Genomic DNA, 11840 nt, shown 5'->3' on the forward strand with positions numbered 1-11840 from the left:
CTTATGGCCTACCGGTGCTGCGCGGTGAGATCGTAACGGGCAAGTACGTCTACCTGGCGGTGATGCGGCATTACGTCGACCTGGTGAAGGCGCCGGCGCGCGGCCTGGTGTTCAAACCCGCCTATAGCTGGCACATCATCTCGTACATCGAGAAGTTCTTCACCCACATCAAGGGGCCGCTCGCGGGACAACCGATCCTGCTCGATCCCTGGCAGAAGTTTTGGACAGCGGTGCTGTATGGTTGGCGCCGTCAAAGCGACGACGGCCGGCGCTTTAACCGCGCCTACGAGGAGGTCGCACGCAAGAACGGCAAGAGCACCTGGAAGGGACCGCAGGGCGCCTACCTGTTCCAGATGGATGGCGAGATTGGCGCGGAGGTGTATGCGGTAGCGACGACGCGCGCCCAAGCGATGACGGTCTTCAAGCCGGCATTCGACAACATCCGGCGCTGGGTGCGCCGATCGCCAGGCGCCGCGCGCTCGTTCAAGATCCATAGTGGCCTGAACCAGGAGCGCGTCGAGCTGGACACTTCGGTGTTCGCTCCACTGCCGGCGAACGCCGAGAACCTGGACGGCCTGAACCCGTCGGCGATCCTGTTCGACGAGCTGCACGCGCAGCGCAACCGCGACGTGTGGGACGTGATGGAGACGGCGTTGGGCGCGCGTAAGCAGCCGCTGCTGTCGGCGATTACCACGTCGGGCTTCATCCTGGACGGGATCTGTACCGAGCTGCGCGACTACCTGATCACGATCCTGGAAGGCAAGCGGGTCGATGACGACTTCTTCGGCTACATCTACACCATCGACGCCGGCGACGATCCATTCCAGGAAGTGAACTGGTACAAGGCCAACCCAGGCCTGGGCAACTCGAAAACGTTGACGTACATGCGGGGCATGGCTCGCAAGGCCGCGGCGCTGCCCGGCGCCCGGGCGAACTTCCTAACAAAGGACTTGAACGTCTGGTGCAACACGGCAGACGGCTGGTTTGACCTGGCCGTGTGGGACAAGGGCGGGGCGAAATTTGATCCCGCGACGCTCAAGGGGCGGCGCTGCTTCGGCGGGCTCGACCTGGCGTCAACACGCGACCTGACAGCGTACGCCCTGGTCTTTCCGCCCGAGACCGAGGGCGAACAGTGGTACATCCTGATCTGGTTCTGGTGCCCGCAGGAGAAGATCGACACGCAAGAGCACGACGATGCGGCCCCCTACAAGAAATGGCAACAGGCGGGCTGGCTGACAGGCACGCCGGGCAACGTGACCGACTACGCGCCGGTGCGCGCGAAGATCCTGCAGACGATGAAGGAGTACGAGATCTCCGAGATCGGGTTCGACAAGTGGAATGCGCTGCAGCTGGCGAACGAGCTGCTTGAGGCGGATGTGCCCCTGGTCGAGGTGCCGCAGAACACTGGCGGCATGCACCCCGGTAGCAAACGCCTGGAGGAGCTGATCTACGGCCTGATGATGAACCACGGCGGGAATCCGGTGCTGCGCTATTGCGCAAGCAACGTGGCCCTGCTGTTTGACACGAATGGCAATTTCAGGCCGGACAAGAAGCGATCCAACGGTCGTATCGACGGCGTCGTCGCGGCGGTCATGGCATTGAGCCGCGCTGCGGCATACGAGGACCAGGGCAACCTGGATGATGCACTTAACGACCCGGTCTCTACATGAACATTTTTGGCAACATTCGCACCTGGTGGGGCGGTCTCACGAGCTTCGGTGAAACCGTGGGTGCCCAGCAGCGTGGGCCCGGGGCAGCCCTGGTGGAGGGTACGAGCAGGGTAGGTGCAGACGCCGCGATGCAGATCAGCACTGTATGGGCCTGCATCGATCGCCGCGCCACGACCTTGGCCAGCCTGCCGTTCTTCGTGTACGAGCAGAAGCCCGGAAGCGCCGGGCAGAAGCAGCTAGCACGGATGAGCCGACTGTACACCATCCTGCATGACTCCCCGAACTCGCGCATGACGCCGTTCGAGTTTTGGCGGGCCATGGTGATGTACCACGATTTGCGCGGTGTCGCCTACGCGCGGATCGAGCGGGACGACAACGGCGAGGCAGTCGCGCTCTGGCCGATGCCGACCGACCAGGTCGAGGCGCGTGTTCTCGACGACGGCTCGATGGTGTACATCTACCGGTTCGCGAACGACGTGGCCGTCCTCAGCGAAGAAAACGTCTACGTGCTCAAGAACCTGGGCAACGGCACGACCAGCTTCGACAAGCTGGAATTCATGCGTGCCGGCCTGGACGAAGCGGCGAAGGCGCAAAGCGATGCCAGCCGCCTGTTCGGCGCTGCCGGCAAGCCATCCGGCGTGCTGATGATCGACAAGGTGCTGAACAAGGAGCAGAAGGCCGCAGTGAAGCGGAACTTCGGCGAAATGGGCGAGGGCAGTACTTCTCGCCTGCACCTGCTTGAAGCGGACATGAAGTACCAGCAGATTACGCTCACGCCCGAACAGCAGCAGCTCCTGGCGACCCGCATGTTTGGCGTCGAGGAACTGTGCCGCTGGTTCGACGTGCCGCCGGTACTGGTCCATCACAGCAACGTGACCGCCTGGGGCTCTGGCATCGAGCAGCTGGTCGCGGGCTTCTACACGCTGGCGATGCGTCCGCTCCTGATCAACATCGAGCAGGGCGTTCGCAAACGCGTGATGACGTCACGACAGCGCGTGACCCTGGTGGCCGAATTCAACCTGGACGCATTGCTGCGCGGCAGCCTGAAGGACCGCATGGAGATCTACGCCAAGGCGGTGCAGAACGGCATCAAGAGCCGTAACGAGTGCCGCCAGCTGGAGAACGACGAGCCCTACGCCGGCGGCGAAATCTACACCGCGCAGTCGAACCTGGCGCCGGTCGCGATGCTTGGGGATCCCAAGTTGCAGCGGGCCGGCGCCGCCAACAGCCCAATCGCTCAGTAAGGAACAAACATGCCAGTGAAAGTTTTGCCGCTCGAGGCGGTCCAATTGAAGCTCGACGACGGCGCGGCCGGCTCCTTCGTCGGCTACGCATCTACTTTCGGCAACGTCGATTCATACGGCGACACCATTCTCAAGGGCGCGTACGAGGCGACCCTCAAGCAATACGGGATGCCGAAGATGTTCTTCAATCACGACAAGTACGCGGTCCCGATCGGCAAGTGGATCAGCGCCGTAGAGGATGACTACGGCCTCCTGATGACGGGTGAATTCACGCCGGGCAACACGATGGCCGAGCAGCTCCGCGCGGCGCTCAAGCACGGTACCGTCGAAGGGATCTCGATCGGCTACGTCCTGACCAAGGATGATTACCAGGAGACGCCGACCGGCAGGATCATCACGAAGGTGTCGCGTCTGATCGAGTCGTCCCTGGTCACCTTCCCGGCCGACTCGTTCGCGAAGGTCGACCTGGCCAGCGTCAAGAGCTGCGCCGACGAGATCGCGCAGGTGGCGACGATCCGAGAATTTGAAACACTCCTGCGGGATGTAGGCGGTTTCAGCAAGGCCGCGGCCCAGGCACTGTCCGCGCGCGCCAAAACCCTGTTCACCGCGCGGGACGCCGGCGACCAGGGCGAGGAACGGTTCAAAACCGAAGTGCTGGCTCGTCTCGAAAGAATGGCGAGCTAGTAGTCCATCCCCAGTCGTAAAACCATGGCCGCCTTCGGGCGGCTTTTTCATTTAAGGAAAATTATGCAATTCAAGAAACTGTTGGGTGGCCGTCCGGTTCGTGCGGCCGTGCTGCTGGGACTGGCTGTGGCCGCTGTCGTCAGCTACGCATGCGGAGTCGACCTGATGCACGTAGTGCAGCAGCATGGCGACCTTGTCGGCGCGCTGTCGGTCATGGGCATGACGGGCGAAATGGACGTCAAGATCATGGATGCCCTGGGCAAGGTCGAGAGCAAGCTCGACGACATGTCGAAGAAGTCCGAAGAAGAGATCAAGAACCTCGGCAAGGTGAGCAACGATACCAAGACCGCGATCGAAAACCTCGGCGTCGAGCAGCGCACATTGGCGGATCGCCTGGTCAAGCTCGAGCAACGTGGCACCCAGGTGAAGGATGACGAGGGCAAGGATATCGCCCTCCCGGGCCAACTGTTCGTCAAGAGCGAAGCCTACACGGCCTTCATGGGCGCCAATGCCAAGCAAAAGGTGTTCGGCGAAGTTGAGATGAAGAACACCGTCACCAACGCGATCGCGAACACCTTCAGCGAGCGTCGGCCGGGCCTGGTGGAAGGCGCCTTCCGCGTGTTCACGCTGGAGCAGCTGCTGACCAAGATTCCGACCTCGGCAAATTCGGTCGAGTGGGTGCGCGAAAACGTCTTTACCAATGCCGCCGGCGAAACTGCCGAAGGCACCGCGAAGCCACAAAGCTCGATCACCTTCACCCCGGGTGTTATGCCGGTGTCGACGATCTCGCACTTCCTGAAGATCACGACCCAGATGGCGTCCGACAACGCTGCGCTCGCCGCGTACATCAATCGCCGCATGATCTACGGCGTGAACCTGCGTGCCGAAACTCAAATCTTCGCAGGCAACGGCGTCGGCGCCAACATGTCTGGCCTGGCCTTGGCGGGCAACTTCACGCCGCACGGCTACACGGCCGCCGGCCTGACTGCGCTCGACCTGGCCAACAACCGGTTCAGCCTCATCGGCAAGATGATTGGCGATTGCGCCGCCGCGGACTATCCGGCAGACGTGGTGGTCCTGAACACGGTCGACTGGTGGACGATGCGTCTGACCACCGACGCCCAGGGACGTTACATCCTGGGCGACCCGGGCTCCGATGCTCCGCCGCGCCTGTTCGGCGTACCAGTGGTGGCCAGCAACTCCGTCCCGGCCGGCAATGTCTGGGTTGGTAGCCTGGCCCAGGCGGCGACCCTGCACGACCGGGAGAACGTCGGGATCGCGCTGTCAGACTCGGACGGCGACAACTTCCAGTCCGGACTGATCACCATCCGCGCTGACCGTCGCCTGGCCCTGACCGTCGAGAAGCCTGCCGCAGCCCGCTACGGCGCTCTCAAGCCGGCCTAATCAACCGGGCCGCCAGCTGGCGGCCCTTCAGGAGACCCTATGAGTCAAGTTCAAGTCCGCATCCTGTGTCAGGTGATCACCGCGCAGCTTGGCACCCTCAATACCGGCGATATCGTGCGTACCGACGAGGCCTTCGCCAAGCACCTGGTGGACGACTGCGGCGCTGCCGAATATTTGCAGCCTATGCAGCCCGAATCGGCGGACGCAGAGCAGTCGTCGGCCCGCAGTGGCAAGTCGCGTAAGACGCCCGCACAAAAGTCTCTCGACGCCGGCCCGGCGCCGGCGGTCCAGAACCCTGCACCGCCAACGCCGTCGGCGGCGCCTGTGGAGACTGTGCAGACGTCTGCACCGCAGCCGAGCGAGCCGTTACTGCCGCCGTCCATCGAGGGCGTCGTATCGGTAGCTGAAAGCTAGCCAACCATGAAGGAAGAAACCGTCGCCTGGCTCGCAAACCTGCGCGCTGAGGCGATGGCGCCAGGCGCGCTCCTAGTCGTCGTCGAAGGGAATCCTCCGATCAGACTGTTCCCTTATGAAATAGTCGGGGCGTCCGATGACGACCTAATCATGCTCTTCCAGCAGCCCTGAAGCCGATCCTGCCTAACGGCATGGAAGCAAAGTCGAACAATATCCGCTTACGGAGAAAGATATGCCAGTCGCCCGCTCAAGCCGCGTCTACCCGCTCACGCTCAAGAATGACCCGCTCAACGTAGGCATTCTGGCTGCCTTTGACTTCGCGGCCGAAAACGGCAGCACCGACGCGGACAACGGCAAAGACCACAGCGGCAACGCGCGGCACTTTACCGCTCCAGCCGTCGCTCCCCTCATCGTGCAGACGAGCGCCGGCAAAGGGCGTGATACCTCAAGTGGACGCTCAACCACCACTGGTTTCTACTATGCTGCTGGCGCCGGAGCCGTTGGGATGGCAGTGGGCACTGGCGACTTCACCATCTTCAAGCGCATTCGAACCCCGAGTTTCGCGCCAGCGGCTACGCTCGAGCGCAACATTGGCCGCATCACAGACGGCGGTGGGGAGAAGGTCGTCATGCGTCTCTACGAGGTTACATCGACCGGGAAATGGCACTGGACCAGCAAGGTAGGTGCGTCCAACTTTCTGCTGTGGAATTCCCCGGGCGCCCCGGGGTTCCTTCCGAATGCGGTTACTTCACTGCACATCACCCGCACGGCGGGAGTGCTGAAGTGTTTCGTGGACGGCGTGCTTATCGTGACGCGCAACGGCGACACGACGGACTTTCTAGCGACGAACGGCGGTTCGCAAACCGTCGTCGGCAACTATGGATCGTCAAACAGCGTGGACGTTGTCCACTTGGACGAAATTTACTGGAGCCGCGGCCTATCGGACGCGGAGGTAGCCGCCCACGCAGCAAACCCTTACGACTACTACGAGAACGGCGTTGCGCCCAACAGCATCGCGATAAGCGCCCCTGCCGACGGCACCACATTCGGCACGAGCGTCCCAATCGCGGGGACCTACGCCGGTGCTGGCGTGCCGACAGCAATCGAAGCCTCTTTCAACGGCGGCGTGTGGCAAGTCATTGACGCGGACCCGGGGGAAGGGACGTTCGCCGGCACCTTGACAGGCCAAACTCCTGGCACCGGTACTTTGTCGGTGCGCTGGGCGAACGCAACGAGTGTCACAGACACGGCGACCGGCATCACTGTCGTGTCCTCGTCGATCGAGTTCACCGCGCCCAGCACGCAGCAGTCGGCTGTGCCCTACCGCACCTTCCAAAGGAACGCATCCAACCAGGCATCGGTGCGTATCTCCGGCACCTACACTGGCACACCTTCCGCGCTGCAATATCGCTGGAGAGGTGGCGCATGGATGACGCTGGACGCGGCGCCGACGGGTGGTGCGTTCGACAAGACCATCACGCTGTCCGGCCCTGGACAAGGGGACATCGACGTCCGGTTCGCCAATTCGACTGGCGTGTCCGCCACCATCGCTACCGTTGGCGTAGGTGATGTGTTCATGGTCATGGGACAGTCGAACCATGTAGGTAAATCGGGCGCTTACGTGCAGCCAGTCGCCCCGGCGGCGAATCCGGCCTGGGTCTCGACCAAGCTGAACAAGAACGGAGTCTGGGCGCAGCACCAGGAGAGCGCGTCCGACAAGTTCGACAACTCGACCGCCGCCACCTACGGCGTCCAGATCGACCCAACGCCTCTTGGCTCCTATTTTGGTGCCTTGGCGACCAAGATCATGGATGGTGGTGTTCCTGTTGCTTTCGTGCCGTGTGCAGTCGGTTCGACGAGCATGGCTGCCTGGGCGGCATCTACCGATACAACGAAGTTGTATGGTGCAGCGGTCGCGCGTGCGACGCAAATCGGTGACCACAAGGCGGTGTTGTGGTGGCAAGGTGAGGCCGACACTGAAGGGAGCTTGACGAAGGCGCAGTTCGTGACCGAGCTTAACGGCCGGGTCAACGACTGGTTTACGCGTTTTGGGCGGAAGTGGTTCGTGTGGGCGATCAACGTCACTGGCACAGGAGCGAACTTCACTGCGATCCATGACGCGATCGTGCAAGTGGGCCAAACCAACCCCAACTGCGGAGGATACGCCGACCTGAATGGCGCATTCTCGTCCAGCGTCCACTACGGCACTGTGAGCGAGATCAACGAAATCGCCAACCGGGCATTCGTACCGCTGAACGCCGCCTACAGCTACGTCGCGGAAGACGAGACACTGGAAATGGTCGGCAGCCTGACCATATCGAACGTCACCTCGTCGGGCGGCACGCTGTCGTGGGCTGCCGCCACTGGTTCCTCGCCGGCGACCGGCTACGAGGTCAGTATCAATTCTGGCACCGATTACGAGGACGTGGACAACGTACTGACGGTCGACGTATCCGGACTGCAGCCTGAGACGGTCCATCCGGTGCGCGTTCGGGCCTACAGCGGGTCCGGACTGCGTTCTGCTCCGCTTTCAGGCTCGCTGACGACGGTCGCCGCGCCTGGCGGCGGAGAGGAATTGAGCTTTACCCCGTCGCCAGCCCGCACTCTGACGGTGAGCCCAACGTCGAAGGCACTCACAGGCGGCCCTTGGTGGAACCTCGGCAATCCCGCCAAGCCTCGCGGCGCCAAAGACCCGCAGGCGACGCTCGACGTCACGCTGAACTGGGGGCCATGGCTGGCTGACGTAGGTAACCCGCCCATCGCAAAGTTCACAGCAACGATCTTCGGCGTGATGCAGGTCGGTGCATTTGCCGAGGGCGCACTTACCACAATGGTCTTCAGCGGCGCGACGGCGGCCGAGGCGACCATTACCTTTGAAATCGAGACCGCAACCACTCCACCGCTTAAAGACGAGCGGACGGTCTACATCGACCTGGTGAACCAATGAAGAAGTCGATCATCTGCAAAGTCATCGTGTTGGACGCGCCGCGCGAGCCGGTGCCCAATCCTCGGCCAGAGCCGCAGTACGCGCGTGCACCGCTCGGAAGCGGGTATGCGCCGACCCTGAGCGTCGTTGCGGTGCGCCCTCCTGAAGTTCAAGGGAGGTAGCCATGGTTACCCGATGTGTGGTACCTCCCATTGGACTCGCAGTATCTCTAGCCGATGCCATAGCTGCGGCTCGTGCCGAAGGGGCAGGTATGGACGACCAGGTCGAGAAGGCGGTGCGCTTCTACACAGACGAGGTAGAAGCGCTTACAAGGCGTGCGATCGTTGAGCAAACGTGGGAAGTCACGCTCGACGCCTTCCCGATAGGAATGCGAGGTGGCGCAGGCGCTTTCGAGCTCGATAACCCTCCTGTGATCGCAGTGCTTCAAATTTCGTTCTACGATCCTGACGGCCAGCTCCGCCTGCTCGACCCGCAAGATTATCAAGTCGACCGGCTGAGTGAGCCCGGTTATGTGGTGCCGGCACGTGGCAGGACCTGGCCGGTGTCGGAGGAGCGGGTTCATGCCGTGTCGCTTCGATACACGGCAGGTTATGGAGCGGACTACTCCGCAGTCCCGGAAGGAATTCAGGGCTACATCCTCGGCCGGGTCTACGAGCATTTCGCGCCTGAGGGAACGCGCACGAGCGAGACCCTCCACCGCTTGCTTGACCGTTATAAGGTGTACGGCTGATGGTCTCCCCATTCAAACTCAACGAGCGAGCGACCATCCAGCAGCGCCCAATTGCACGGGATTCGCTCTACGGCCGGAAGGTTGGAAACGCTGGTGAATGGGCGACGGTTGCGGAGCGTGTCTGGTGCAACGTACAGGACGTACTTCCGAGCCGCGCCGAGAGCTCTAACAACGGGGCACGAGTAGGTACTCGCCAGGCTCGCTTCCGAGTTCGTAAGCAGATACTCATCACGGCAGACATGCGTGTGGTACTGCACGGCCGTGGTGAGCGGGTAATGCAAGTGGTTGCGGGGCCTGCGCTGCTGGATGACCGCATGCACGTGGAATGTATGCTCGAGGAGGTGGGAAATGGCTGAGGAAACAATCATCGGTGGCCGGCAGGTGGCTGAATTTCTCCAGCAGCTACCGGTGAAGATCGAGAAGAACATCATGCGGGCAGCCCTCCGCGCGGGCGGCATTGTGTTCCGTGACGAAGCGCGCGCCAATATCCGTGATGACGACGGCGACTTGAGCGCCAGTGTGCAAGTGACCACCAGGATTAGGCGAGGGACCGTCTACGCTTCTGTTAAAGCGGGCGGACGACGTGCGCCGCACTGGCACTGGGTAGAGTTCGGGACAGCGCCGCACAAGATCAGGCCAAAGCGACAGCGAGCACTGTCTTTCGGCGGCGCGATCGCTGGCGAGGTCGATCATCCTGGCTCACAGCCCAAGCCCTACATGCGACCCGCCCTTGACGCGAAGTCGCAAGCAGCGATCGCGGCGGTGGCAGATAAGGTCCGGGGGCGCTTGACCAAGGAAGGAATCAATGTGCCAGCGTTGGAGGCTGAATGAACGCGATCGCCATCATGCGCGCGCTGTTGCTGGATCATGATCCGGTCCAGGCGATTGTCGGCGACAACGTTTGCGCCGGCGACATCGATTACGACCAGGTGCCGGCCATCGGCCTTCGAGAGATCAGCCGGCGCGAGGCTGATACAGTCGACCGCACAAGCAGAATGGTTACTGCCCGCGTTCAGGTCACCGTGCACGCGGAGTCGTACGGCACCCAGAAGGACCTGTTGCTGGCCGCGCGCTTAGGCGATGGCGTCTTTACCGGTACCGTTGCCGGCGTTGAAGTGCGGAGCGTACTGCGCGACGCTGTCGGCCCGGACCTGCAGAACCCGGAAGCAAGCCTGTTCCAGCAGTCTCGGGATTTCATTGTCACGTACCTAGAGCCCGTTTAGTCCGCACCACCAAGTGGCCGCCGCGAGCGGCCTTTTTCGCCCGCCCGTGTCGCATATGCGCGCGGGCTTTTTTAATTGAAAGGCACCAAATCATGGCAACAGATTTCGATACCGTCGCCGGCTCCCAGTTGTTCGTCTGCGAGGACGCACCGTCAGCCCAGACGGCGGTGGCGTTCGCCGAGCTGGCCTGGGTCAAGGTCGGCAAGATCAGCAACGTCGGCGGCGTCGTCGGTCGCACCTACAGCACCTCGACGATGAGCTTCGTCGACGAATCTCAGGAAATCGAGAAAAAGGGGACGTTCAAGCTGCCCAACGCCCAGTTCGAATGCGGCTGGGTCGAAGACGACGCAGGCCAGATGATTATCGACGCGGCCTCGCGTGATCACAGCATCCCCTCGTTTAAGTTGGTGAAGCAGAACGGCGATATCCGCTACTTCACCGCTCAGGTTCTCGAATTCCTCGAGAACAACGGCACAGGCAATGACGCCGTCAAGGGCAACTTCACCCTGCTGCGCCAGACCGACACCATCAAGGCTTAACCCCCGGCTTCGGCCACCCCTGAGCACCGACCGGGCGCCGTCTTCCTTCGCGGGAAGCGGCGGCCGGCACGGGCATTCATCATCCCGCGAAAAGGAAACACCATGAACCAGAACGACCAGAATACCAACACCACCGCATCGACCATCGCCGACCTGGAAGCCCGCGACACCGCCTGGCTGGAAGTCCAGAACAAAAAGGACGACGGCCCGCTGCTGTTCAACGGCCGTCCGGTGCGCATCGAGGTGCGCAGCCCGGGCACCCGCGAGGCACTGAGCGCCCAGCACCGCCAGGAGCAGGCCAACACGGCCAAAACCTTCGCCGCGATGCGCGGCAAGCCCGTGAAGGAAACCGTTGACGACAAAATCGCGCAGAGCGCCGACAAGCTGACGGCCGTGACCGCCAACATCGACGGCCTGCCGGTCACGGCGACGGAGCTGTACAGCAACCCGAAGCTCGGCTACATCACCGAGCAGGTGGCCAAGTTCCACGGCGACTGGGCAAATTTCTAAAAGCAGGCGGCGACAACCTGGCGGTGTACGTTCGTCACGCCGCGTGGTTGAGTGCCGTCCCAGAGCGGGCCGAGGGCGACAAGAGCAAGGTCCCTATCCTCTCCAGGCGCGAAGCCCTGGAGACGGAAGGAATCACGCCAGACATGCCGTCCCTCGACTGGGGCGGCTACCTCGTCGGTTGGCTCTTCGAGTTTGGCCCGACTATGGCGGCCGGCGCGGGCATCGGCCCGCTTACCGCTACCGAGATTGAATCGTGGCAGCGCCTGCTGGGCCTGCAGTTCGAGCCATGGGAGGCGCGACTGCTTCGGCGCCTGTCCGTCGAGTACGCTGGCGAGTCGGCCCACGCCACCGCACGGGACCGGCCGCCGCCGTTCGCCGATTCGACCGATGCGCGCCGTCTGCAGCGGGTTGAGCTAGAGCGGAAAGTGGACCTGTTCCTGAGCTGATAAACGCCCGCGCTGCGCGGGCATTCTTA

Annotated in this window: 13 protein-coding genes; all 13 read left to right on the plus strand. The window is 62.5% G+C overall.

Annotation, left to right across the window (positions count from 1 at the left end):
• The first annotated feature begins 14 nt into the window (after window positions 1-14).
• Window positions 15-1670: a terminase large subunit gene (locus tag V7778_RS16650; protein ID WP_335557281.1), complete on the plus strand. Its 1656-nt coding sequence runs from the start codon at window positions 15-17 to the stop codon at window positions 1668-1670.
• On the plus strand, window positions 1667-2914 hold the full coding sequence (locus V7778_RS16655) for a phage portal protein (RefSeq protein ID WP_335557284.1): 1248 nt from the start codon (window positions 1667-1669) through the stop codon (window positions 2912-2914). Before V7778_RS16650 ends, V7778_RS16655 begins: the two co-directional genes overlap by 4 nt.
• Window positions 2915-2923: 9 nt before the next feature.
• A complete protein-coding gene (locus tag V7778_RS16660; RefSeq protein WP_335557286.1) occupies window positions 2924-3598 on the plus strand; it encodes an HK97 family phage prohead protease in 675 nt (224 codons plus the stop codon).
• A 63-nt stretch (window positions 3599-3661) separates the two neighbouring features.
• Window positions 3662-5002, plus strand: coding sequence for a phage major capsid protein (locus V7778_RS16665; RefSeq protein ID WP_335557288.1), 1341 nt, complete (start codon window positions 3662-3664; stop codon window positions 5000-5002).
• Window positions 5003-5041: 39 nt separating this feature from the next.
• A complete protein-coding gene (locus V7778_RS16670) occupies window positions 5042-5416 on the plus strand; it encodes a hypothetical protein (RefSeq protein WP_335557289.1) in 375 nt (124 codons plus the stop codon).
• Window positions 5417-5648: 232 nt separating this feature from the next.
• Window positions 5649-8363 carry a sialate O-acetylesterase gene (locus V7778_RS16675; RefSeq protein ID WP_335557291.1) on the plus strand — a complete coding sequence of 905 codons (2715 nt, stop codon included), beginning with the start codon at window positions 5649-5651 and terminating at the stop codon, window positions 8361-8363.
• A gap of 163 nt (window positions 8364-8526) precedes the next feature.
• The gene (locus tag V7778_RS16680; protein ID WP_335557293.1) at window positions 8527-9093 is read left to right on the plus strand and encodes a head-tail connector protein; all 567 of its coding nucleotides are present in this window, start codon (window positions 8527-8529) and stop codon (window positions 9091-9093) included.
• The gene (locus V7778_RS25180) at window positions 9093-9449 is read left to right on the plus strand and encodes a phage head completion protein (RefSeq protein WP_442920733.1); all 357 of its coding nucleotides are present in this window, start codon (window positions 9093-9095) and stop codon (window positions 9447-9449) included. The genes V7778_RS16680 and V7778_RS25180 overlap by 1 nt, the downstream gene beginning before the upstream one ends.
• The gene (locus tag V7778_RS16685; protein WP_335557294.1) at window positions 9442-9924 is read left to right on the plus strand and encodes an HK97-gp10 family putative phage morphogenesis protein; all 483 of its coding nucleotides are present in this window, start codon (window positions 9442-9444) and stop codon (window positions 9922-9924) included. The genes V7778_RS25180 and V7778_RS16685 overlap by 8 nt, the downstream gene beginning before the upstream one ends.
• A complete protein-coding gene (locus V7778_RS16690; RefSeq protein ID WP_335557296.1) occupies window positions 9921-10316 on the plus strand; it encodes a hypothetical protein in 396 nt (131 codons plus the stop codon). The genes V7778_RS16685 and V7778_RS16690 overlap by 4 nt, the downstream gene beginning before the upstream one ends.
• Window positions 10317-10408: 92 nt before the next feature.
• Window positions 10409-10855, plus strand: coding sequence for a hypothetical protein (locus tag V7778_RS16695; protein WP_335557298.1), 447 nt, complete (start codon window positions 10409-10411; stop codon window positions 10853-10855).
• Between the two features lie 102 nt (window positions 10856-10957).
• Entirely contained in the window at window positions 10958-11365 is a 408-nt protein-coding gene (locus V7778_RS16700; RefSeq protein ID WP_335557300.1) for a hypothetical protein, read from the plus strand.
• 143 nt (window positions 11366-11508) lie between these two features.
• Entirely contained in the window at window positions 11509-11811 is a 303-nt protein-coding gene (locus V7778_RS16705) for a hypothetical protein (RefSeq protein ID WP_335557301.1), read from the plus strand.
• The last annotated feature ends 29 nt before the right edge of the window (window positions 11812-11840 follow it).

It is taken from the genome of Massilia sp. DD77, from assembly GCF_036961685.1.
GTDB lineage: Bacteria > Pseudomonadota > Gammaproteobacteria > Burkholderiales > Burkholderiaceae_D > Telluria.

What these genes read in the sequence shown, in the direction of transcription:
- V7778_RS16680 (WP_335557293.1), top strand. Translation starts at nt 8,527, where the DNA reads ATGGTTACCCGATGTGTGGTACCTCCCATTGGACTCGCAGTATCTCTA.
- V7778_RS16665 (WP_335557288.1), top strand. Translation starts at nt 3,662, where the DNA reads ATGCAATTCAAGAAACTGTTGGGTGGCCGTCCGGTTCGTGCGGCCGTG.
- V7778_RS16660 (WP_335557286.1), top strand. Translation starts at nt 2,924, where the DNA reads ATGCCAGTGAAAGTTTTGCCGCTCGAGGCGGTCCAATTGAAGCTCGAC.
- V7778_RS16700 (WP_335557300.1), top strand. Translation starts at nt 10,958, where the DNA reads ATGAACCAGAACGACCAGAATACCAACACCACCGCATCGACCATCGCC.
- V7778_RS16695 (WP_335557298.1), top strand. Translation starts at nt 10,409, where the DNA reads ATGGCAACAGATTTCGATACCGTCGCCGGCTCCCAGTTGTTCGTCTGC.
- V7778_RS16675 (WP_335557291.1), top strand. Translation starts at nt 5,649, where the DNA reads ATGCCAGTCGCCCGCTCAAGCCGCGTCTACCCGCTCACGCTCAAGAAT.
- V7778_RS16655 (WP_335557284.1), top strand. Translation starts at nt 1,667, where the DNA reads ATGAACATTTTTGGCAACATTCGCACCTGGTGGGGCGGTCTCACGAGC.
- V7778_RS25180 (WP_442920733.1), top strand. Translation starts at nt 9,093, where the DNA reads ATGGTCTCCCCATTCAAACTCAACGAGCGAGCGACCATCCAGCAGCGC.
- V7778_RS16705 (WP_335557301.1), top strand. Translation starts at nt 11,509, where the DNA reads ATGCCGTCCCTCGACTGGGGCGGCTACCTCGTCGGTTGGCTCTTCGAG.
- V7778_RS16685 (WP_335557294.1), top strand. Translation starts at nt 9,442, where the DNA reads ATGGCTGAGGAAACAATCATCGGTGGCCGGCAGGTGGCTGAATTTCTC.
- V7778_RS16670 (WP_335557289.1), top strand. Translation starts at nt 5,042, where the DNA reads ATGAGTCAAGTTCAAGTCCGCATCCTGTGTCAGGTGATCACCGCGCAG.
- V7778_RS16690 (WP_335557296.1), top strand. Translation starts at nt 9,921, where the DNA reads ATGAACGCGATCGCCATCATGCGCGCGCTGTTGCTGGATCATGATCCG.